The organism is Segatella copri (genome assembly GCF_009494835.1).
GTDB lineage: Bacteria > Bacteroidota > Bacteroidia > Bacteroidales > Bacteroidaceae > Prevotella > Prevotella copri_F.
In genome coordinates this window covers 1-23,576 of record NZ_VZBE01000038.1, presented here as the reverse complement: position 1 = coordinate 23,576, position 23,576 = coordinate 1, and the positions used below count along the sequence as shown (strand labels likewise).

The following is a 23,576-nucleotide window of genomic DNA, read 5'->3' as shown; positions in this document are numbered from 1 at the left end:
GCAGATATAATATAATATAATAATAAAAAATACATTACAAAATAACCAATCCATTTCTTTCGGGTTTTCAAACCCTTTATCCATGTAAGGGTTAAAAAAAAACTGAATAACTGAATACTGAATACGGATGGTCTTACCCATGCCCCCTGTTTTAAGGTGCATGGGTAGTTTTTTTTAAAAGGAGAACCGCGGTTCTGTGCCCAACAGATGCTCTATGTTAACGAGAGCGGCTTCTATGCTTTGGCTCTCGGCTCTAAGCTTTCTACTGTCGTGAAGTTCAAGAACTGGGTTACTGCCGAGGTTTCCTAGAAGTTAACTCCAAAAATGAGCTGGAGGGCTCCATTGCGCGATTTGTCGAAACTGTCGTGGCAGATGTTGGCAAGACCGATATCGTAGGTGAGATCGGCATAGAACATGTCGTAGCCGATGCCGCAGCCGATGCGGATACCACCATCAAGGCGGCGGAAGTTTGCATCCTTGAATGAACTCTCTGCTTCACGCTCGGCAAAGTTCTTGATCTTGCCTCCTACACCAACGGCAAAATAGCCGCCTACCTGAGGCTGGATGGAGAAGTGGTCGTCTACTTCGTACTTGTACTTCAGTACGGCTGGAATCTCAAGATAGTTGAGATTGTAGGTCATCTTGCCTTCAGGAAGTTCCTTCTTGCCACCTTTCTCTATATATGAAAGTCCGGTTTCGAGATAGAGTGGGGCGCTGTCGGTCAATGGGATGCCGGCTACTACGCCCACATTCAGGCCGGTCTGCCAGTCGCCACCATCCAGACGGGAATCGTCGGAATTGACAAAGGTGAAGGCAGGACCGATGCGGAATCCGTAATACGGGCTGCCGTAGTTGTGGTTGTAACGGTAGTCGAGACGGTCTGTCCTGCTGTTGTAATATCTGCTGTCACGATAATTCTGTGCTGCTGCCGGCATCAGAGCCAGGAGCAATGCCATCATGATGAATGCTAATCTTTTCATAATTCTTATTCTTTTATACATTAATATATACTGTTTGAAGAAACTTGTTTTACGGTGCAAAGGTAGGGATAAAAACCGAAACGGCAGCGAGTGTTTCCCTAAATGATAGAGGGGAACCCCTATTTCTGACCTAATACAACTTTCTCAACAAAAAAAATATAAATTTTTGCTATATTTTTTTGTTTTGTCTCCAATTTGTGCTATCTTTGCCTTCAAATTATAAACGTTTATATAGAAATATGAAATTTTTGAAGAAGTATCTACTGGATATTCTGGTAGTTATTGCATTTGCAATCATCTCCTTCGTCTACTTTATGCCTGCCGATATGGACGGACGAATCCTCTTCCGACATGATGCGGCAGCAGGAAAGGGACTGGGACATGAAAAGGAACTCTTCCAGCAGCAGACTGGAGAGACTACACGATGGACGAACTCGGTGTTTGGCGGTATGCCTACCTATCAGATGTCGCCTTCGTATGACAGTAATCAGGTGCTCAGCCAGATTGTGAAGGCATATCATCTGTGGTTGCCAGACTATGTATGGTATGTTTTCGTATACCTCCTGGGCTTCTATATCATGCTGCGTGCCTTCGATTTCAGACAGTCGCTGGCGGCGCTGGGAAGTATCATCTGGGCATTCTCGTCCTACTTTTTTATCATCATCGCTGCCGGACATATCTGGAAGGTATGGGCGCTGGCTTATCTGCCTCCGATGATTGCGGGCGTGGTGCTTGCCTATCGGGGCAAGTATCTCAAGGGACTGCTCCTTACTGCCATCTTCTCGGCTTTCGAGGTGCAGGCTAACCACGTGCAGATGACTTATTACTACCTCTTTATCATCCTCTTCATGGTGATAGCCTTCCTGGCAGATGCCATCAAGAAAGGTGAACTCGCACGCTTCGGAAAGGCTACGGCGGTATGCGTGGTGGGTGCCCTCATCGGTATCTCACTCAACCTCTCGAACCTTTATCATACCTGGCAGTACGGTCAGGAAACCATGCGTGGAAAGAGCGAACTCGTAAAGAAAAATTCGGCTAACCAGACCAGCAGCGGTCTGGATAGAGACTATATCACACAGTGGAGCTATGGTATCGACGAAACCTGGACGCTGATGATTCCGGATGCCAAGGGCGGTGCTTCCGTGCCGCTGGCGCAGAACCAGCAGGCGATGGAGAAGGCGGATCCTAACTTCGTGCAGATTTACCAGCAGCTGGGACAGTACTGGGGCAACCAGCCGGGAACGAGCGGACCGGTATATGTAGGTGCCTTCGTCTGCATGCTCTTTATCCTGGGTCTGTTTATCGTGAAGGGTCCGATGAAGTGGGCGCTGCTTGCTGCCACCATCCTGAGCATCCTGCTCGCCTGGGGTAGAAACTTCATGCCGTTTACCAATTTCTTCCTCGATTATGTGCCGATGTATGCCAAGTTCCGAACAGTGGCATCTATACTGGTCATCGCAGAATTCACCATCCCGCTCCTGGCGATGATGGCGCTGAAGAAGATTGTTGATGAGCCGGAGATTCTGACAGAGAAGATAAAATATGTATATGCCAGTTTCGGTCTGACAGCAGGTTTCTGTCTGCTCTTCGCCATCATGCCGGGCGTATTCTTCCCAGATTTCGTATCGGTACAGGAGACACAGGCGCTGCAGCAGTTGCCTCAGGAGTATATCTCTCCAATCATGAGTAATCTGACAGATATCCGCAAGGGCATCTTTACATCCGACTGCTGGCGTTCGTTCTGGATCATCCTCATCGGTTCGGCTCTGCTGATGCTCTTCAAGATGAAGAAGCTGGGCAAGGAATATATGATTGCCGGTATCGCCGTGCTCTGTCTGGTAGATATGTGGATGGTGAACAAGCGCTATCTCTACGATGATATGTTCGTAGACAAGGCGCAGCGCGATACACCGCAGCAGATGACCGAGACCGACAAGATTATCTGCCGTGACAAGGCACTCGACTACCGTGTGCTGAATCTGGCATCGAATACATTCAATGAGAACGAGACCTCTTACTACCACAAGAGCATCGGCGGTTATCATCCAGCCAAGCTCCGTCGCTACCAGGAGATGATTGATGCGCATATCGCTCCTGAAATGCAGAAGACCATGCAGGCGGTAGCTGCTGCGGGCGGCGATATGACCAAGGTGAACGGCGACAGTATCTATCCGGTACTGAACATGCTGAACACCAAATACTTCATCATGCCGCTGCAGGGCGGACAGACCGTTCCGGTTCAGAATCCGTATGCCTACGGCAATGCATGGTTCGTAGACGAGGTGAAGTATGTGAACAATGCCAACGAGGAAATTGACGGCGTGGGCAAGGTGAACCTCCGACACGTGGCTGTGGCTGATGCCAAGTTCAAGGAACAGCTGGCGCAGAGCGTGAAGCAGGATGATACTTCGGTGGTGAAGATGACGCAGTATAAGCCGAACAACCTGACTTACGAGGTGAAGTCGAACAAGGGCGGCGTGATCGTATTCTCAGAGATTTACTATCCGGGCTGGACGGCTACGGTAGATGGTCAGCCGGCTGAACTGGGCAGAGTGAACTATATCCTGCGTGCGCTGAATGTGAAGGCAGGCAACCACAAAGTAGTGCTCGATTTCCATCCTCAGTCGCTCAAGAATACCGAGACCGTGGCTTATATCGGTTATGGCGTTCTGGCTCTCCTTATTATAATAGGTGTAGTGGTTGAGGTGAGAAAACGCAAGAAGGAATAGTGGGGATTGCAAATCCCCTTAGACAGATTGAAAATTCTGATGATGCGATTTAGAACAGAAATAGATATTCCGAAGGCCGACTTCGAGATAGAGGCGGCAGAGCGGATGCTCTTTGTGGGCAGTTGCTTTGCCGACAATCTGGGTAGGCGGTTTGTGGAGAACCGCTTCCGGGCTACGGTGAATCCCTTCGGGGTGATGTATAATCCGGCAAGCATTCTCCATACGGTAGAGAAATGCTCCGAGGTGCGTCCCCGTGTGGCTGTCTTTACGCTGGGTACCAACCATGTGTATATCCTGAAGGAGACGGGCGAGATAGTGGACAACTGCCAGAAGCGCCCGCAGCGCCTCTTCGAAGAGCGGGAACTGAGCGTGGACGAATGTGCCGGCTATCTGCAGAAGGCTATCAATCTGCTGAAATCGCAGCTGGAAGCATCTGAAGGAAGTGACGGCAGCCTGAAGGTAATCATCACGGTAAGTCCTATCCGCTATGCGAAATACGGCTATCACGGGAGTCAGCTTTCGAAGGCTACGCTCCTGCTGGCAGCCGATAAGCTGGTGAAGGAGAATCCGGGTGTGGTGAGTTATTTCCCTGCTTACGAAATCATGAACGATGAACTTCGTGACTACCGCTTCTACAAGGAAGACATGCTGCATCCGAGCGAACAGGCTGTGGAATATATCTGGGAGCGGTTCCGGGCAACCTACTTCGGCAAGGCAGCGGAGCAGTTTTTGGAAGACTGGAGGCCCATCCGCGAAGCACTCGGCCATAAACCCTTCCATCCCGAGAGCGAGGAACACCAGAAGTTCATCGCCCGGACGGAAGAGAAGAAAAGACAATTTGAGGAGAAATATCATCTCTTATAAAATGGAGAAATATCATCTCTTATAAAATAAAGAATATTTAAATAACAAGACAATGACATATACTATTGAAAAGGTAACCACACTGATAGGTGCGCGTCGCTATGGAGACAATGATACCAACATCGGTTTTATCCTGACCGATAGTCGTTCACTTTGTTTCCCAGAGGAAACTCTGTTCTTTGCGCTCAAGTCGGAGCGTAATGATGGTCATAACTACATCCCTGAGTTGTATCGCAGAGGTGTGAAAAACTTTGTTGTAACGAATGTGCCTAAGGGCTATGCTTCTGATTATCCGGGAGCCAACTTCCTGAAGGTAGTAAACACGCTCGAGGCTCTCCAGCGTCTGGCTGAGCGCCACCGTGACGAGTTCAACATCCCTATCGTAGGCATTACGGGCTCAAACGGCAAGACCATGGTCAAGGAGTGGCTCTACCAGCTGCTCTCGCCAAGCATGTTTGTTACCCGCAGTCCGCGCAGTTACAACTCTCAGATAGGTGTGCCATTGTCGGTATGGCTGATGAACGAGCAGACCCAGGTGGGCGTTTTCGAGGCAGGTATCAGTATGCCTGGCGAAATGCTTGCCCTGCGTGACATCATCCAGCCAACCATCGCCGTACTGACCAATCTGGGTGCTGCGCATCAGGAGAACTTCTCTTCCATGGAGGAGAAATGCCGGGAGAAACTCATCCTCTTCCATGATGCGGAGACCGTAATCTATGATGGCGATGACGAGGTTATCAACAAGGTGATAGCCGAATATCCCGACTATAAAGGCGAGAAACTCTTCTGGTCGCTCAAGAACCCGGAGGCTCCTTTCTATGTGAAGAACATCGAGAAGCAGCAGAGCGTGAGCGTGATTACCTATATATATAAAGGTGAGGAAGACAGTTTCTCTATCCCGTTCATCGACGATGCATCTGTACAGAATGCCATCATCTCTGCCGTCGTAGCATCGAAACTCGGTCTTTCTGCTGAAGATATCGACAAGCGCATGGCACAGCTCGAACCTGTGGCAATGAGACTGGAGGTGAAGGTAGGACAGCACGGATGTACGCTGATTAACGACAGCTACAACAGTGATATCAATTCGCTCGATATCGCCCTCGACTTCATGAACCGCCGTCCAGACCATCGCGGTCGTCGCCATACGCTGATATTGAGCGACATCTACCAGAGCGGTCAGGCACCGGAGGCATTATATAAAGAGGTGAGCGATTTAGCCCGCAAACGTGGCGTGGTGAAGTTCATCGGTATCGGTCCTGAACTCTGCAAACAGCACGACGTGATTCAGATTTCGGAGAAGTTCTTCTTCCAGGATGTAGAAGAATTCATCGCCAGCGAGGTGTTTGCTTCTCTGCGCGATGAGGTGATTCTGCTGAAGGGCGCCCGCCAGTTTGGTTTCGACCAGCTCACCGAACTGCTGGTACAGAAGGTACACGAGACTACGCTGGAGGTGAATCTGAATGCCGTGGTAGCCAATCTGAACTACTACCGTGCGTTTATGAAGCCGGAAACCAAACTGGTATGCATGATCAAGGCAGACGGCTACGGCGCAGGTGCCGTGGAGATAGCCAAGACCTTGCAGGACCATCGTGTAGACTATCTGGCTGTGGCTGTAGCCGATGAGGGCGTTACGCTGCGCAAGAACGGCATTACCAGCAACATCATGATCATGAATCCGGAGATGACCGCCTTCAAGACCATGTTCGATTACGACCTGGAGCCGGAGGTTTACTCTTTCCGTCTGCTCGATGCGCTCATCAAGGCAGCCGAGAAGGAGGGCGTAACCGGTTTCCCTGTCCATATCAAACTGGATACCGGTATGCACCGCATGGGCTTCGACCCTGAGAACGATATGGAGGAACTCATCGGCAAGCTGAAACACCAGAATGCCATCATCCCACGTTCTGTGTTCTCTCACTTCGTGGGCAGCGATGACGACAGCTTCGATGATTTCTCAGCTCATCAGTTTGAACTCTTCGACAAGGGCAGCAAGCAGTTACAGGCAGCCTTCGACCATAAGATATTGCGCCATATCTGCAATTCGGCAGGTATCGAGCACTTCCCGGAGCGCCAGCTGGATATGTGCCGTCTGGGTCTCGGACTCTATGGCATCAATTCGCGCAACAACAAGACCATCAACTGCGTGAGCACCCTGAAGACAACCATTCTGCAGATGCACAACGTGAAGGCAGGCGACAGCGTGGGCTACAGCCGCAAGACGATTCTCGACAGAGACAGCGTTATCGCAGCCATCCCTATCGGCTATGCTGACGGACTGAACCGCCGTCTGGGTAACCGCCATGCCTACTGTCTGGTGAACGGTCAGAAGGCAGATTATGTGGGCAACATCTGCATGGATGTGGCTATGATAGACGTGACCGACATCCCTTGCAAGGAAGGAGATTCGGTAGAAATCTTCGGCGAGCATCTGCCAGTACAGACACTGAGCGATATCCTCGAGACGATTCCTTACGAGGTGCTGACCACCATCAGCAACCGTGTGAAGAGAGTTTACTTCCAGGATTAAGCTGCATCTGGCGTGAAATGCCGGATGTATGAAGTATGAAAATCGTTTAAAAACGTATAAAAATAGAGAAATCCTATCAGAAATGTTCTGATAGGATTTTTTTTTGCGTAAATTTTTCCATCAAAACGTATTGTAATTGAAGAAAAAAGTGTATCTTTGCACACAACAAATCATCTAAAGACAAAAAAGGGTGCTCCTTGTCGAGTATTTTCTAACAATTAAACAATTCAAAAAATTAAAATGGAACAAGTATTTAGCTATATTATCAGTCTCGGTGCGAGCGTGATGATGCCTATCATCTTCACGGTTATCGGTCTGTGTATTGGCATGAAATTCGGAAAGGCTTTGAAGTCGGGACTCTTCGTAGGCGTGGGTTTCGTAGGCTTGGGCGTGGTAACAGCATTGCTGACTACCAACTTCAACGACCCATTGAAGGCTATTTCTGACATCTACCACCTCCAGTTAAACGTTTTTGACATGGGATGGCCAGCAGCTGCAGCTGTAGCTTACAATACAGCAGTGGGAGCATTGATTATCCCAATCTGTCTGGGTGTCAACTTCCTGATGTTGATTACCAAGACAACACGTACCGTAAATATCGACCTCTGGAACTACTGGCACTTCGCCTTTATCGGTGCAGTGGCTTACTTCGTGATGGGTCAGAGTTTGCTCTGGGGCTATTTCGCAGCCATCGTCTGCTACATCAATACCCTGGTCTGTGCAGACTTGACAGCCGACAGATTCCAGAAATATTACGATTTGGATGGTATCTCTATTCCGCAGCCATTCTGCCAGAGTTTCATGCCATTCGCAATCGTTTTCAATAAACTCTTCGATATGATTCCGGGCTTCTCTAAGCTCGATATCGATGCAGAGGGACTGAAGAAGAAGTTTGGTGTGCTCGGCGAGCCACTGGTACTCGGTGTTATCGTAGGTGCCCTGATTGGTTGGGCAGCCCAGCTCGATATCAAGAAGATTCTCTTCCTGGGTGTAACGATGGGCGCTGTGATGGAGCTGATTCCTCGTATCACAGCCCTGTTTATCGACGGTTTAAAGCCTATCTCAGAGAAGACACAGGAGTTGGTGAAGACCAAGTTTAACGGCAAGAAGGTTCATATCGGTATGAGTCCAGCACTGGTTATCGGTCATCCAACTACCCTGGTAGCATCTGTGATTCTGATTCCGGTTATTCTGGCTATCGCAGTCTTCCTGCCAGGCAACCAGTTCTTGCCTTTGGCTTCGTTGGCAGGTATGTTCTACCTCTTCCCAATGATTCTGCCGTTTACAAAAGGTAATGTGGTGAAGACGCTTATCATCGGTCTGGTAACCCTCGTCATCGGTCTCTATTTCGTTACCGATATGGCACCAGACTTTACGCTGGCAGCCAACCAGGTTTATGCAGCAACAGGCGATAATGCCGCTCATATCCCTGACGGATTCTCAGGCGGTGCACTCGATTTTGCATCCTCTCTCTTCGGATGGGTTATCTATCGCGGTGTGAAGCTTTCATACGTAGGTATGGGTGTTCTCGCAGTCATCACAGTAGCCATGATGGTTATCAACCGTCAGCGCATCGTGAAGGAAGAGGGAAAGGTAAAAGGGTAAAAAGGTAAAAAAGTAAAAACAAGATAATTATGAAGAAATTAACATTAATATTAGCAGTAATGGTATTAACAGCAAGTCAGGCTTTTGGCCAGTGTGGAAAATGTGGCTATGAAGTGAAGGCAGAAAATGCCTACACTAACTACAATGTTCGTTATGCAAGCAATCCGATGGATGCAAAGCACTATACAACAGACCGTCTTCGCGGTGAGTTCGCTATCGAGAAGGTGTTCGCTCCAGGCGAGGTAAACTGGACATACACCCTATTCGACCGCTTCCTCATCGGTGGTGCTGAGCCAACAACCGCTCCTCTGAAGCTGACTTCTATCGCTCCTCTCTATACAGACAAGCCAAACGATCAGAAAAATCTGCTCGACAACCGCGAGTTGGGTATCATCAACATCGGTGGCGAGGGTACTGTAACCGTAGACGGCAAGAAGTATACACTCGGTTTCCAGGAGGCTCTCTACGTAGGTCGTGGTGCCAAGAACATCGAGGTAAGCAGCAAGGATGCAGCTAAGCCAGCTAAGTTCTATATGAACAGCGCTTGTGCTCATCAGACATATCCTACCAAGAAGGTTACCCTGAAGGATGCCAACAACATCAAGGCTGGTAGCCTGAAGGAGAGCAACGACCGCGTAATCCACCAGTTGATTATCGACGGTGTAGCCGGTGTTCGTACCTGCCAGTTGCAGATGGGTGTTACCGAGTTGAAGGAGGGTTCTGTATGGAACACCATGCCAGCTCATACCCACCTCCGTCGTATGGAGACTTACCTCTATTATAATGTGCCAGAGGGTCAGAAGATTCTCCACGTAATGGGTGAGCCACAGGAGACACGTCCTATCTGGTTGAACAATGAGCAGGCTGTGATTGCTCCAGAGTGGTCTATCCACTGTGCAGCAGGTACCAGCAACTATACCTTTATCTGGGGTATGGCAGGCGAGAATCTGATCTACAACGATATGCAGGTAGTGAAGATTCCTACATTGGAATAAAGAAAAACAATAAAAGGCAACCTGGCTTATGATGACATAAGCCAGGATTTGCCGTCTAAATAGTAATCTAAAATAAAAATAAGTATAACGCTTAAAAACTTTTTTGTAAAATGAGCCCTATTACAACAAGTAAAATGTCCAACTTCCGTTGGGTGATCTGTGCGCTGCTCTTCATTGCAACCACAGTCAATTACATGGACCGTCAGGTTCTCTCTTTAACATGGAAAGACTTCATTGCTCCAGAATTCCACTGGACAGATGACCACTATGGTACTATCACCGGTCTTTTCTCAATCTTCTATGCCATCGCCAACCTCTTCGCAGGTAAGTTCGTTGACTGGATGGGCACCAAGAAAGGTTATCTCATTGCTATCTTCGTATGGTCAACAGGTGCAGTGATGCACGCCGGTTGCGGTTGGGTTGCTATGCAGATGGAAGGTTATGATTCAATCGAGGCACTCCGCATGGTACAGGCTGGTAGTGATGCAGCAGTAGCGATTGCTACAATCAGTGTATGGCTGTTCCTCTCTTGCCGCTTGATTCTTGCTGTGGGTGAGGCTGGTAACTTCCCTGCAGCCATCAAGGTAACAGCAGAGTATTTCCCTAAGAAAGACCGTGCTTTCTCTACCGCTATCTTCAACAGTGGTGCTTCTGTAGGTGCTTTGGCAGCTCCAGCTACCATTCCATTGTTGGCTCGCAGCATGGGCTGGGAGTGGGCATTCATCATTATCGGTGTGCTCGGTTATGTATGGATGGGCCTCTGGGTATGGCTCTATGACAAACCATCTAACAGCAAGCATGTAAACAAGGCTGAGCTTACTTATATTGAGCAGGATGAGGACCTCGATAAGGTTGAGGCTGAGAAAGAGGCTGAGACTGCCGCTGAGGAGAAGACTATCGGTTTCCTGAAGTGCTTCAGCTACCGTCAGACCTGGTCATTCATCGTAGGTAAGTTGATGACTGATGGTGTTTGGTGGTTCTTCCTCTTCTGGGCTCCTGCTTACTTCTCTGACCAGTATGGTTATTCTTCAGATTCAGGTATGGGTATCGCCCTCATCTTCACTCTCTATGCTATTGTAACCGTATTGAGTATTGGTGGTGGTTACTTGCCAACCTACTTTGTAGATAAGAAAGGTATGAATCCATATATCGGTAGAATGCGTGCGATGTTGATTTTCGCTTGCTTCCCATTGCTCGGTCTGATTGCCCAGCCTATGGGTGAGTACAGTGCATGGTGGCCAGCTATCATCATCGGTTTGCTCGGTGCAGGTCATCAGGCATGGTCAGCTAACCTTTATTCTACCATCGGTGATATGTTCCCTAAGTCAACTGTAGCTACCATCACCGGTATTGGTGCGATGGCAGGTGGTATCGGTTCCTTCCTGATCAACAAGGGTTCCGGTATGCTCTTCACCTATGCAGAGGGTCAGGGTTCTGCCTTCAGCTTCATGGGCTTTGATGGCAAGCCAGGTGCCTACATGATTGTATTCTGCATCTGTAGTGTTGCTTACCTCGTAGGCTGGTGCATCATGAAGGCATTGGTTCCTAAGTACAAGCCAATCGTGGTTGAATAATACTTGATATTATATATTGAAGAAAGCTCATTTGTCAATAGACAGATGAGCTTTCTTTCGTCTTAATATGTTGGTTTATATGATTGCCGGTAGCTGCCAGCAATGTTGCTGACGGCTGCCGACAATGTTGCTGGCAGCTGCCGGCAACGTTGCTGCCAACTGCCAGCAATCATATAGAAGTGCATCCTTGTACCTTATTACTGAACTTTCGCATGTGGTTCAAGAACGGGCTGAAGGCTCAAATGCTCTAGGAACTTCTGCCCTTTCAGGGCGTGTGGGGCAAAACTTGCGAAACTTCAGTTTATTATATAGGTTCTTTAATCTTTATAGATGCATTCTTCAAGCGACAAAGATAGAAGAGGAATGCTCTTTAGTCAAGAAATCCTTGCTGTTTGAGGGCTTCAAGGAAACCTTGGCTCATCGCCTCGCAATCCTTCTTTGTATATCGGATGTCGGTGAAAACCTGGGCTAGGGTTTCGACGTTGTTGATGCGTACAAACTCCTTGTTCTCTTCCAATGCCTCCTTCTCTGCATAGAAGTCGTCAATCTTCTCTGGGGTATAATCCTCGAAATGCTCGTGGTGGATGATGCTACGCAATGGCAGACGGTCGCTCTTGGCTGGATGTTCTGCCGGCCATCCGATGGTCAATGTGGCTACTGGCATTACGAGCTTAGGGAGCTTCAGGGTGTCGATGATCATCTTTGGCATATAAACCGTAGTTCCCAGGAAACAGGTGCCCAAACCGGCTTCTTCTGCCAGGTTCGTAAAGGTCTGGGTAAAGAGAAGGGCATCGGTAGCTGCATTCATAAAAGAGAGAATGTTGTCATAGCCCGGGGTTCCCTTGCGGTTCTCTGCCCAGAGGGTTGTGCGGCGATAATCAGCACAGATGGTGAGGACGACAGGGGCTTCTGTTACCATAGGCTGGTTGAAGTGGGCTGGCGCCAGCGCCTTCTTTCCTTCTTCACTTCTTGTTACCACAACGCTGTAAAGCTGCAGGTTTCCCATTGTCGGGGTGCGCTCTGCCTCTTCCAAAAGGCGGTTCAGGAGTTCTTCTGATACTTCCTTCTCTGCATATTTTCTGATGCTTGTTCTGTTCTTAATCGATTCCATATCTTTTTTATTTTATCATTATACCTTATTATATATATAGGAGTTCTGTTCCATTTCAGAACCCTATTTTGCTGCAAAGTTAGTGAAAGTTTCCCAAAAAGTTGTCTTTCTTTCGCTTTTTTAGTGAAATATATGGCAAAACGTTTCAGATTTTAGAAATAAAAGTTTAATTTTGCACCTAAATATGAAACGTTTGATATGAAATATACTGAAAATATGACTTTTGAAGAGGCTTCCAAGGCTCTTATAGATGAACTGAATGCTAATCTGGCAACACTTCATCAGAATTATCATGTAGAACAGTCTGATTGGAATAAACTCTATGATCAGATAGCCAATGTTGTTTCAGAGGAAACTCATCTTCCTGTTTTCTCTCCTGAAGTGATGGAGGTGCGACCTCGAGAACTGGAATGCGATGTGGTGCGATTCCAGAATAATAAGGAGAAATGGGTGGCTCTAGTAGGACTGCTCGATGGTCATCCATACGAAATCTTCACGGGTTTGCAGGATGAGGACGAGGGTATCATGCTGCCTAAATCTGTAAGCAAAGGCAAGATTGTGAAGACCATTCTTGATGGAGGATTGAAGCGATACGACTTCCAGTTTGTGAACAAGCGAGGCTATAAGATTACGGTTGAGGGATTGAGCGAGAAGTTTAATCCTGAATACTGGAACTATGCCAAGCTGATTTCCGGTGTGCTGCGCTACCGTATGCCTATCGAACATGTCATCAAACTCGTTTATCAGCTCCAGCTTACTTCTGATAACATCAATACCTGGAAGAAAGGTGTTGTAACAGCCCTGAAGAGATATTTGAAGGATGGTAGCCTGATGAAACTTTACGATGATAGCGATTCCGAATCCTAATCCCCAAGATAGAAACTGATATAAACCATGCTTTTCCGTAGTAAGATATACTTGAAGAATGTCCGTTTCCATGCATATCACGGCGTTCTGCCACAGGAAACCCAGGTGGGCAACGACTATGTGGTGAATCTGGATGTAAGCTATGATTTCTCCAGTGCCATGGAAACCGATGAACTGGCTGGAACCATCAACTATGCAGAACTCTATGAACTCGTGAAACAGGAGATGGAGATACCTAGCAAACTGCTGGAACATGTAGCCGGAAGGATAGGAAAGCGACTCTTTGCAGAATATCCGACTATTCAGAAAATACAACTCGCCATTACCAAAGTTAATCCTCCTTTTGGAGCAGATTGTGACGGCGCAGGGGTAGAAGTTGTATTAACAAATGATAAAACTTTATAGTAGATTTAGGTTTTCTGATACAAAAGTAGTAATTTTGCAAAATCATCAGAAAGATATGTTGAAGAAAATAACACTCATATTGACACTATTGTGTATGTTGGTGCTGACAGCGACAGGCGCCAACCGCCGTTTCACGCTCGTTATTGACCCAGGTCATGGCGGTCATGATGCGGGTGCACTTGGTGCTATTTCCAAAGAAAAGAATATCAATCTCTCTGTGGCATTGCAGTTTGGCAAATATGTTGAGCGCAATATGCCGGATGTGAGAGTCATCTATACCCGCAAGACGGATGTTTTTATTCCTCTGAAAGAGCGTGCCAACATTGCTAACCGCGCCAATGCCGACCTGTTTATCTCGGTACATACCAATGCGCTGCCAGCCGGTAAGATAGCCCGCGGTTTTGAAACCTATACGCTCGGTATGCACCGTGCCAAGGATAATCTCGATGTGGCTATGCGAGAGAACTCCGTTATCTCGATGGAGAAGGGCTATCAGCAGACCTATCAGGGTTTCAACCCGCGATCTTCTGAGAGTTACATCATCTTCGAGTTTATACAGGGTAAGAATATGGAGAGAAGCGTAGAACTGGCGCGCAATATCCAGCGAAAGGTATGTTCCGGTGCCAACCGTCCGGATAAGGGTGTGCATCAGGCAGGATTCCTGGTTCTCAGAGAAACCTCGATGCCTAGCTGTCTGATAGAGCTCGGTTTCATCACTACTGCCGATGAAGAAAGACTGCTCAACGATGCCAGCAGGGTGGATGATATAGCCCGAGGCATCTACGAAGGTTTTGCGCAATATCGCAATAAATACGATAAATCCATCTCGGTTCCTTATCGAGCTGCGGATACAGAATCGGTGCCGGTTGCCAAGATAGTTTCTGATACGAAGCAGGAGAAGGACGAGCGCCGTGCTGAGGAGGCGGATACTGCGCCGAGAAGAATGGTGAAGCAGGTGGAAACCAGAGCAACAAAGGCTAAAACGGTTCAGCAGAACAGAAGACAGAACCAGCAGGATAAACCGGCTCAGCAGAGCAGACAGACGCAGCAGAACAGACAGAACCAGCAGAACAGAACTGTAGCTCAGAACAAGCCGGCACAGCATAAAGCCAATGTAGCCGATGCGCCTGTCTTCAAGCTTCAGATATTTGTCAGCAACCGCACGCTCCGCAGGGGCGATGCCCATTTTAAGGGCGAAACCGGTTATGACAGTTATCAGGAAGGCAATATGGTGAAATATACGATGGGAGCCTCTACCAACTATAATGAGATTTTCCGCTTGCGCAAGACGCTTGCCGAGAAGTTCCCGGAAGCTTTCATCATCGCTTTCAAGAATGGAAAGAAATATGATGTGAATCAGGCTATACGTGAGTTCAAACAGAACAGAAACCGCTGATTGACCTGAGTAAGGATAAGATATAAGCACGAATATATAAAGAGATAAATATGAAGCTAACAAAAGAAATCAAGATAGCTCTTGTAGCTATTGTCGGTATTTTGATTATGTATTTCGGAATCAATTTTCTGAAAGGCATGAATCTGTTCTCTACCAACAATACCTATTTTATAACGTTTGATGACATCCAGGGACTGGGTGCCTCTACGCCTATTTATGCGGATGGTTATAAGGTAGGTACCGTGGATGGTTTGGAATATGATTACAAGGAGAATGGTCCTATCAAAGTAAAGGTGGATATTAACAAGGATTTGAGAATCCCGCAGGGCAGTAAAGCCGAAATAGTAAAAGACCTGATGGGTAACCTGCAGGTGAATCTGCTTCTGGCAAACAATCCGCGCGAAAGAGTAGAACCGGGTGGTATCATTCCGGGTGCTGTAAACGGAGGCATGATGGATAAGGCTGCCAACCTGATTCCGGTAGTGGAAAAGATGTTGCCTAAGTTGGATTCTATCCTTACCAGCGTGAATGCGCTGCTGGCTGACCCGGCTCTGGCTGCTTCGCTGCATAATGTGGAAACCATCACAAGCAACCTCACCGTTTCTACACGTGAACTGAATACCCTGATGGCGGGTCTCAACAAGCAGGTTCCGGGTATGATAGGAAAGGCAAATGGCGTGCTGGATAATACCAACCGCCTTACAGCTAATCTGGCCAGTCTTGATGTGCAGGGCACTTTGAACAAGGTGAACCAGACTTTGGAGAGTGCTCATCAGTTTACTGAGAAGCTGAACAGCAACCAGGGAAGCCTCGGATTGCTGATGAACGATACCAAGCTGTACGACAATCTGACGTCAACCATGAGTCATGCCGACTCTTTGGTTATCGACTTGAAGGCACATCCGAAACGCTATGTCCATTTCTCTGTTTTCGGCAGAAAAGACAAGTAAAAAGAGTCCGAGCTAAATAAATTTAGTCTAAATAAGATTCGGTATGTTTCACGCCCCGAAATGACTCGCAAACTGTTTGTTTGTTAGCCGTTTCGGGGACGTTACATTATTGTTTCACTGAATTTCAGTCTGCTATATATGTATTTTAGGCAAGTGTTTGGTATTCAGTAATTTAAAGACTATCTATTAAAATGTTTTAAATAAGGGGATTTGCATTTCTCCTATTTTTTTTGTAACTTTGCACGTGATTTCGCATCTTTTGGTGCGTCCCGTCATTTGTGAATTAAAGTATTAATAATATAAGTAATCAATGTTAGCAAGTCCAAAAGCCCTCTGGGACAACAGTCTTTTGCTCATAAAGGATAGTGTAACAGAGCAGCAATATAACACATGGTTCAAGCCAATCGTCTTTGAATCGTACAAGCCGTCGACAAAGACTTTGTTGGTGCAGGTTCCGAGTCCGTTCGTATACGAGTACTTGGAACAGAACTTCGTTGACTTGTTAAGCAAGGTGCTGCATCGTAATTTTGGTGAAGGAATCCGTCTCACTTATCGTGTTGTAACCGATAAGGAGCATAAACTTTCTCAAGATATAGAGGCAGATCCAGACGATGCTGATATGGCAAAGCAAACTCGTGAGCGTGCCCAGCAGACGGCTGCCCAGCCTGCCGCTCCCCAGCAGCAGGAAGACATTGACACACAGTTAGACCCGAAGCTTACTTTCAACAATTATATGGAGGGTGACAGCAATAAGCTGCCTCGTTCCGTAGGATTGTCTATTGCCGAGCATCCCAATACCACCCAGTTTAACCCAATGTTCATTTACGGACCTTCGGGAAGCGGTAAGACGCATCTGGTGAATGCCATCGGTCTGAAAGCGAAGCAGATGTATCCTCAGAAGCGTGTGCTCTATGTGAGTGCCCGTCTTTTCCAGACCCAGTATACCGATGCCGTGCTCCATAATGCGAGCAATGATTTCATCAACTTCTATCAGTCTATCGATATGCTGATTGTGGATGATATCCAGGAGTGGGCTGGTAAGGCGAAGACGCTGAATACCTTCTTCCATATCTTCAACCACCTTTTCCGCAACGGAAAGCGTATTATCCTGGCGTGCGACCGCCCTCCGGTAGAGTTGAAGGATATGCCAGACCGTCTGCTCACCCGTTTCTCTTGCGGTCTTGTCTGCGAGTTGGAGAAGCCGAACATCCAGTTGTGTGTGGATATCCTGAGCAATAAGATCCGTCGTGACGGTTTGAAGATTCCGGTAGATGTCATCTCTTTCATCGCCCAGACCTGTAACGGAAGTGTGCGCGATTTGCAGGGAGCCATCAACGGTCTTCTGGCTTACAGCATCGTTTATAACAGCAGCATTGATATCCGTCTTGCCGAGCGCGTCATCAAGCGTGCGGTGAAGGTGGATGATAAGCCGCTCACCATCGATGATATTGTTGAAACGGTTTGCCATCATTATAATGTAACGGTTACTGCCGTGAACAGCAAGAGCCGTAAGCGTGATTATGTCGTGGCTAGACAGGTAACGATGTATCTGGCACAGAAATATACCAAAATGCCTGCTTCGAGAATCGGCAAACTCGTTGGTAATCGCGATCATAGCACAGTTATCCACAGTTGTACAAAAGTGGAAGAAAGACTGAAAATTGATGCTGGATTCAGCGATGAACTGGTTAGTATCGAAAACGGATTAAAGGTGAAAAGGGCATAAAGGATGTGCTTTTCACTGATAGGATAAGTTTAAGCGCGGAACCTTGGTATAGTGGTTCTTGTTTATATAAATGAAATAAAAGGAAGCCTGGCAAGTTTGTTTTTGCCTTGGCTTCCTTTTTCCGTCTATAAACTGTTAACTGTAAACTATCAACTCTTTTTCATCATCATCTTCTTCCATTTAAAGTATCCGGCTACGGCGATGATGACGTAGAGACCGTAAAGTCCTGCCTTGAATGGGATGCCTTTGATGATATAGAGATAGAAGCAAACGGCATCTACGATAATCCAGAAGAACCACTGCTCGATATATTTGCGTGCCAGCGCCCAGAGACCCACAAAGCTCAGGGCATTGGTGAAACTGTCTTGCAGAGGAACTGTAGAGTTAGTGAAAGTTATCAGTATATAATAGGTGATGCCCCAGGCTGCCAGGAAGAACAGAAGAGTAGGGAGATAGAGCGACTTCTTCATATAGGTAATCGGAAGTTCTTCTTTCTCCTTCTGGTTGTGCTTCTTGCCATATTTCCATACGGCATAACCATATATACCGGCTATTGTATAGTAGACCGCCATACCCGCATCGCCGTAAAGACCATGACTCCAATAGAGCCATACGTCCAGGGCGGGCATGATGATGCCTACCAGCCAGAGCCAGATACTGGCACGGTACTCCAACAGGATATAAACCAGTCCGAGTACCGTGGTAAAGATGTCTAAACCATGTGATGCAATATAATCCATCATGATGATTTCTGATTAGAACTTCAATGTAAGATGCGTCATCCAGGTAGTATCTGCCATCGGAATGTAGGCTATCTGCTTGAATCGTTTGTCCAATGTATATCCGTAACCGGTAGCATTGCCCCAGGTGAATGCGCTGGCTGCATAGTGGCGGTTGAAGATATTGTTGATGTCCACACCGAAGCTTACCTCCTTGATGCCGAGTGCCTTGGTTACCTTGGCGCTATAGTTCAGGCTCAGGTCGCTCTGTGAATAGCATGGAAGTGAGAAGTCGCGGTCTTCTGTGTTGGTAATATACTGGCGACTTACAAAGTTGGTGTGCCAGGTAGCAGAGAAACCGGCATAGTGGATGTCGATGAATCCGTTCAGGATAGCTGATGGAGAATAAGACAGGGTTGAGTTGTCGTAATGTACTACGCCTGGCTTCGTATCGTCTTCCCAGTTGCTTACATACTCATCAAAGTCCTTGATCTTGTTCTTGCTCAAAGCGGCATTTCCTTCTACAGACAACCATGACAATGGTGCCCAGCCGGCTGTCAGCTCTACGCCCATACGGTAAGAATCCTTGATGTTGGTGGTCAGCGCCTCGCCGATGTCACTCAACTGTCCGGTCTGAGCCAGCTGGTTGTCATAATCCATATAGTAGAAGTTGGCGCCTGCGTGCCAGTTGTCGCCCTGATACTGATAGCCGAACTCTACATCGAGCAGCTTCTCCTCTTTAGGGAATGGATAGTTGAAGTTGTCGGTAAAGTTGTTGCGCTCTGGCTCGCGGTTGCTGTAGGCTACAGATGCGTATGCCTTGTGACCATCTTTGTTGAAGCTGATACCTGCCTTAGGGTTAAAGAAGTTGTACTTCTCGTTGATGTTCAGCTCCTGGTTCTTGTAGCTGCCGTCTGCCTGGGCGATAAATTTATCGTTGATACCGTCGGTCTTGTATTCTACACGGCGATACTGCAGGTCAGCGAAGGCATTCCAGTAGTCAGCAAAGCGATAGCTTGCCTTGACGAAGGCGCTGTAGTCATACTTGTGGGCATCAGAATCATAGTACTTATACTGACCATTGTTGCCGAAGAACTTCTTCTCGGCATCCTGGTTGGCGATATAAGTAAGGTATCCCCAGTGGTTGCCGCGGAACTGCTGCAGGTTCAATCCGCCGATAACATCCCAGTGCTCATCCTTGTAGTTGGCATTGTATACCATGCCGTAGGTATGCTGGGTGAGTCCCTTCTTGCGGATGAAGTCAGACTTCTTGACCTTGTTGCCCTCTGCATCCTTGTAGACGAGTCCGAACTTGGCAAACTTGGCGTTGTTCTTGAACTCCTTGTAGTAGCCGTAGCCATAGGTATAATGCAGTGAGAGGCTGTGGCTCCAGTGGCTGCTTGGTGTCCAGGTAGCCGAAAGGATGTTATGGTTCTGATAGAAGTTATCAGTAGTCTTGTCCCATTTGCTTCCGTCGCGCAGAGTATAAGGAGTGATGGTATAATCGCCCTTGCCGTTGCGAACCAAATCACCTGTCAGCACATTAAACTTATCCAGACCTGCCTTATACATATCTTTATAAGTGCGGATGCCATCATCAAGGAGGGTGAAGTTAGAGTTGTAATCTCCGCCCAGCACACCGCTCCAAGCCTGACCGGTCTTCTCGAAGTTGCCGATGTTCTTGTAGCTTATCTTGAAGTTATCGCCCAGCCAGGTCAGTCCGCCATAGTAAGAACCTGAGCGGCCTGCTGTACCGTCTACATAACCGTCGGTAGCTGTCTCGTGATAAGCACCGTCAAAAATCAGATGCTTGCCGAGCAGACCTGTAGAGAAGCTGGCGCCTGTATGATAGGTATTGTAAGAACCGAAAGAACCGGTAACTTCTGCAGTAGGGTTGAGCGAAGGAGCAGCTGTAGCCATAGAGATGCTTCCACCGAAGGCACCGTCGCCATTGGTAGAAGAGCCTACGCCGCGCTGTACCTGGATGCTGCCCAGGAGCGAAGAATAACTGTTCATGTTAGCCCAGAAAACGGTCTGGTCTTCCGGTGAGTTGAGGGCCACTCCGTCGAGTGTTACATTGATGCGGCTTCCGGCAGCGCCACGAATGCGCATATAGGTAGTACCGGTGCCGATACCGTTCTCACTCCAGGCGAGGATGCCCGGTGTACGAGAAAGGAGAAATGGCAATTCCTGACCTGAGCAAGAGAATTGTTTGAGTTCTGGTTTCCTGATGTTAGCCACGGCGTATGGAGCTTCCTTTGCGGCACGTACGCCTTTTACAATCACTTCATTCAAATTCTGCACCTTCAAGGTGTCGATTTTTGTCTGTGCCAGTGCAGCCTGGCTTGCCAAAGAGCAAAACGCTACACTGAGTGCAATCCCGTTGAATCTTTTCATTTATTTAAATTAAAAACATCATATAAGGGGGGAATGTGCCTTATTTTCCTACGCCAGCATTACCTGGTTCAGGTCGATGGGTATATTCTCAGCATCCGCTTTTTTCTCTTTTCCGGCGGTAGCACCCCTTAGTTAGCTCTCTGCTAACCGGGTGCAAAGGTACAAATAAATTTGATAACCGCAAAATTTACGTAGATTTTTACTATATTTGTGTCCTTTTATCATTCTTTTTTCTTATATTTGCAGTCGGATTGCTGTTATTCGCAGTCCTTACAGTTTGAAACCTAAACTTCATGTGATAGGATTATGAGACGATATATTTCACATTTGTTCACTTGGGTCATCTCTTTCCTGACCCTGTTGGCATTCTCATCGTGCTTGAATGAGCATCCTAAGGAGCAGCTCGATGGGGGTGGCAGCAATGGTTCTGCGTCTGAAATATTCGATACGACCATAGCTCCTTTATATGATTTTATGGGTGGAACGATAGATGGGGAAGGCATCCGCGATATTCAGCGTCTGGACAGTCTGCTTTCTCTTTCTCCTGATGATGAACAGCTTTATTCTTCCTGGCAATATCTTTATCGGGCTATCGGCATGTGCAACAAGTCGCTGGATATGATAGATTTACAGTCAGTACGGCTTACCGATAACCAGAAGGCGCAGTTCAAGGCTGAGGTGCGTGCCATCAGAGCCATGATGTATTATGAAGCGATGGATTTGTTTGGCAGGATTCCGGTACTCCTGTCTGCGGCAGAATCTCTCATCTATGAACCGGCATCGGGCTCTTCTGTTACCGATGAAAAGCTGTCGGCTCAGAGCGAACGGAGCGAAATCTTACATTTCATCTTCAGCGAATTGCAGCAGGTGTTGCCTTATCTTCCTCAGACGTCCAGTTTGGAGGAAGGCTCTCATTATGGGCGCATCACGCAGCCTGTGGTTAACTTCCTGCTGGCTAAACTGGCGCTGAATGCTGAAATCTATATGTACAACGATTGGGCGCAGGGTTACAGGAAGCGTCCGAAGGGTAGGGACCTGGAATTTATGGTGCGTACAGCCGATGGCGCCTCGCTCATTACGGGCGGCAAGGCTAGTGAGAACCGCAGCAAGATATTGAATGCTTGGGAAACCTGTATCTTCTATTGCAACAGACTGGCTGATGAGGGCTGCAGTTTAGAGGAGGATGAAATCTTCAACAGTTCTGCGCGTTATCAGATGCCGAAGGATGCGCTGGTGATGGATGAGGCTGATTCTGTTCAGCATCCACTGCCAGCCAAACCTCTTTTCCGTTTCCGTTATGCTGATGTTTTACTGATGAAGGCTGAGGCGATGGAGCGCAACGATGGGGATGGCAGGGCAGAGTATAATATGGTTCGTGCGCATGTCGGTTTGCCTGCGCGCAAGTCTTCGCTAGCCAATATTCTGGAAGACCGTCAGGTTATGCTGGCGGGCGAGACCTGTCACCGTCAGGACCTTATCCGTTTCGGAAAGTTCCTCAAGTCCTCGCATCTTCGCCGTTCTGTTCAGTCCGCTCTTACGTCCTGTTCCATCGTCTTCCCGATACCTCAGCGAAGTCTTGCCTTCAATGGCAAGTTGGTTCAGAATAAAGGATATGAGGCAATGGAATAGCCCAAAACTCTTCACTCTTCACCCGATAGCTCGAATCCCCTTTATATAAAGGCGTTGCGGAGGGTGAAGAGTTTTTTGTAACTCTTCACCTCTCTTCACCCACTCTTCACCTCTCGAATCCCCTTTATATAAAGGCATTCCCAGCGATTGGGTGAAGAGTGAAGAGTAAAATCAATTTTTCGTCTTCTTTTCTGATATCAGCCGGAACCATTGTGATATTTCGGTTATTGAAAAACCTGGCAAACCGGTTTTCATTCGCTGTTTGGCTCAGACAGCCCACTGTTCTTCCTACCGCTAGTCTGCTGTTCTAGTTTCTCCAGTCTGCTGTTCTTGTTTCACTCGTCAGCTGTCCCCGATAAATAAAACCATTTTTTTTCTTTTTAAAAATCACTTTTTTCCTTTTTCTACCCTCTTTTCAAAATAAAATTTGTACTTTTGCATGCATATTAAGACGATAAAACAGTAATCTTGGCAGATGCCAAATACAAAAATAAGAACGAAATGGATACATTATATTTATTGCAGTTCGCCTGTTTCCTATTTATGTTCGTCAATATCCTCATCCTGGGTATTACCCGACTGCACATGAAGTGGATGAACCGGCGATATGAAGTGTCACGATGGCTGATTATCGGAGCCATGGTAGGATTGGCCATACAATTTCTCATGCAGATGCTTCTGGGCTTCCGGGCGCAAGACGCTGCTGTGGGAGCCGTTTTCAACATTCTGGTCTATCCCCCTTGCTTCTCGCTCATCTCTATTGGCATTTACAATATCGAGGCAACGCATGCCAACCGCCGGAAGATGAGCATCGTTTGCGCCAGCATTTATGCCGCCATATTGGCTGCCTTCTGCATCGGCTTTATCCAGAGCGGAAACTTCCATATCGGCAGCTGGATTTATGTGATGATAGCCCTGTTCGCCTTCAGCGTAGCCTATTGCATCTATATGATAATAGTGGAAATCAGAAAGCGCAGGAGGATGCTGGAGGTGATGGCTGGTTACGATATCCTGCCTTACGTGAGATATGCGCGAGCCAGTGTATTCTTTTACCTTTGCACCCAGGAATCAAGTTAGGATATTTGGTTAATGGGTGTTA

At 47.4% G+C, this 23,576-nt stretch carries 17 protein-coding genes and 1 pseudogene; 14 read left to right on the top strand and 4 right to left on the bottom strand.

Annotated elements, in window-relative coordinates:
- The first annotated feature begins 207 nt into the window (after positions 1-207).
- Positions 208-309: a BRO family protein gene (locus F7D47_RS05965; protein WP_228112453.1), complete on the top strand. Its 102-nt coding sequence runs from the start codon at positions 208-210 to the stop codon at positions 307-309.
- On the opposite strand, the gene F7D47_RS05960 is transcribed toward F7D47_RS05965, so the two are convergent.
- On the bottom strand, positions 306-980 hold the full coding sequence (locus F7D47_RS05960; protein WP_228112454.1) for an outer membrane beta-barrel protein: 675 nt from the start codon (positions 978-980) through the stop codon (positions 306-308). The two genes, F7D47_RS05965 and F7D47_RS05960, sit on opposite strands and share 4 nt — an antisense overlap.
- A 239-nt stretch (positions 981-1,219) precedes the next feature.
- Between F7D47_RS05960 and F7D47_RS05955 the strand changes: the two genes are divergently transcribed.
- From F7D47_RS05955 to F7D47_RS05930, 6 genes are all read left to right on the top strand, one after another.
- Positions 1,220-3,709 carry a YfhO family protein gene (locus F7D47_RS05955; RefSeq protein ID WP_153085402.1) on the top strand — a complete coding sequence of 830 codons (2,490 nt, stop codon included), beginning with the start codon at positions 1,220-1,222 and terminating at the stop codon, positions 3,707-3,709.
- Positions 3,710-3,751: 42 nt separating this feature from the next.
- A complete protein-coding gene (locus tag F7D47_RS05950; RefSeq protein ID WP_153085439.1) occupies positions 3,752-4,573 on the top strand; it encodes a GSCFA domain-containing protein in 822 nt (273 codons plus the stop codon).
- A gap of 52 nt (positions 4,574-4,625) precedes the next feature.
- Positions 4,626-7,103, top strand: a complete 2,478-nt coding sequence (locus tag F7D47_RS05945) for a bifunctional UDP-N-acetylmuramoyl-tripeptide:D-alanyl-D-alanine ligase/alanine racemase (protein WP_153085401.1) — start codon at positions 4,626-4,628, stop codon at positions 7,101-7,103.
- A gap of 240 nt (positions 7,104-7,343) precedes the next feature.
- A complete protein-coding gene (locus F7D47_RS05940) occupies positions 7,344-8,708 on the top strand; it encodes a PTS galactitol transporter subunit IIC (protein WP_153085400.1) in 1,365 nt (454 codons plus the stop codon).
- Positions 8,709-8,737: 29 nt separating this feature from the next.
- Positions 8,738-9,703 (top strand): 5-dehydro-4-deoxy-D-glucuronate isomerase, encoded by a 966-nt coding sequence (gene kduI, locus F7D47_RS05935; protein ID WP_153085399.1) that lies wholly within the window; start codon positions 8,738-8,740, stop codon positions 9,701-9,703.
- Positions 9,704-9,813: 110 nt separating this feature from the next.
- Positions 9,814-11,277, top strand: coding sequence for an MFS transporter (locus F7D47_RS05930; protein ID WP_153085398.1), 1,464 nt, complete (start codon positions 9,814-9,816; stop codon positions 11,275-11,277).
- A 370-nt stretch (positions 11,278-11,647) separates the two neighbouring features.
- Here F7D47_RS05930 and F7D47_RS05925 read toward each other — a convergent pair whose 3' ends face one another.
- Entirely contained in the window at positions 11,648-12,388 is a 741-nt protein-coding gene (locus F7D47_RS05925) for a nitroreductase family protein (RefSeq protein WP_153085397.1), read from the bottom strand.
- 369 nt (positions 12,389-12,757) lie between these two features.
- On the opposite strand from F7D47_RS05925, the pseudogene F7D47_RS05920 reads away from it, so the two are divergent.
- The 5 genes and pseudogenes from F7D47_RS05920 to dnaA all read left to right on the top strand — a co-directional run.
- Positions 12,758-13,216 (top strand): annotated as a pseudogene (locus F7D47_RS05920) (adenosylcobalamin-dependent ribonucleoside-diphosphate reductase); the annotation flags it as partial.
- Between the two features lie 66 nt (positions 13,217-13,282).
- On the top strand, positions 13,283-13,660 hold the full coding sequence (gene folB, locus F7D47_RS05915; RefSeq protein WP_153085396.1) for a dihydroneopterin aldolase: 378 nt from the start codon (positions 13,283-13,285) through the stop codon (positions 13,658-13,660).
- A gap of 55 nt (positions 13,661-13,715) precedes the next feature.
- Positions 13,716-15,056 carry an N-acetylmuramoyl-L-alanine amidase family protein gene (locus tag F7D47_RS05910; RefSeq protein WP_153085395.1) on the top strand — a complete coding sequence of 447 codons (1,341 nt, stop codon included), beginning with the start codon at positions 13,716-13,718 and terminating at the stop codon, positions 15,054-15,056.
- A 50-nt stretch (positions 15,057-15,106) separates the two neighbouring features.
- Entirely contained in the window at positions 15,107-16,006 is a 900-nt protein-coding gene (locus tag F7D47_RS05905) for an MlaD family protein (RefSeq protein ID WP_153085394.1), read from the top strand.
- Between the two features lie 310 nt (positions 16,007-16,316).
- A complete protein-coding gene (dnaA, locus tag F7D47_RS05900; RefSeq protein WP_153082260.1) occupies positions 16,317-17,732 on the top strand; it encodes a chromosomal replication initiator protein DnaA in 1,416 nt (471 codons plus the stop codon).
- 149 nt (positions 17,733-17,881) lie between these two features.
- Here the strand turns inward: dnaA and pnuC are convergent, their stop codons facing one another.
- The gene (gene pnuC, locus F7D47_RS05895; RefSeq protein WP_153085393.1) at positions 17,882-18,475 is read right to left on the bottom strand and encodes a nicotinamide riboside transporter PnuC; all 594 of its coding nucleotides are present in this window, start codon (positions 18,473-18,475) and stop codon (positions 17,882-17,884) included.
- 12 nt (positions 18,476-18,487) lie between these two features.
- A complete protein-coding gene (locus tag F7D47_RS05890; RefSeq protein ID WP_194252595.1) occupies positions 18,488-20,848 on the bottom strand; it encodes a TonB-dependent receptor in 2,361 nt (786 codons plus the stop codon).
- Positions 20,849-21,154: 306 nt separating this feature from the next.
- Between F7D47_RS05890 and F7D47_RS05885 the strand changes: the two genes are divergently transcribed.
- Positions 21,155-22,477: a RagB/SusD family nutrient uptake outer membrane protein gene (locus tag F7D47_RS05885; protein WP_153085392.1), complete on the top strand. Its 1,323-nt coding sequence runs from the start codon at positions 21,155-21,157 to the stop codon at positions 22,475-22,477.
- A gap of 501 nt (positions 22,478-22,978) precedes the next feature.
- Positions 22,979-23,554, top strand: coding sequence for a hypothetical protein (locus F7D47_RS05880; protein WP_153085391.1), 576 nt, complete (start codon positions 22,979-22,981; stop codon positions 23,552-23,554).
- The last annotated feature ends 22 nt before the right edge of the window (positions 23,555-23,576 follow it).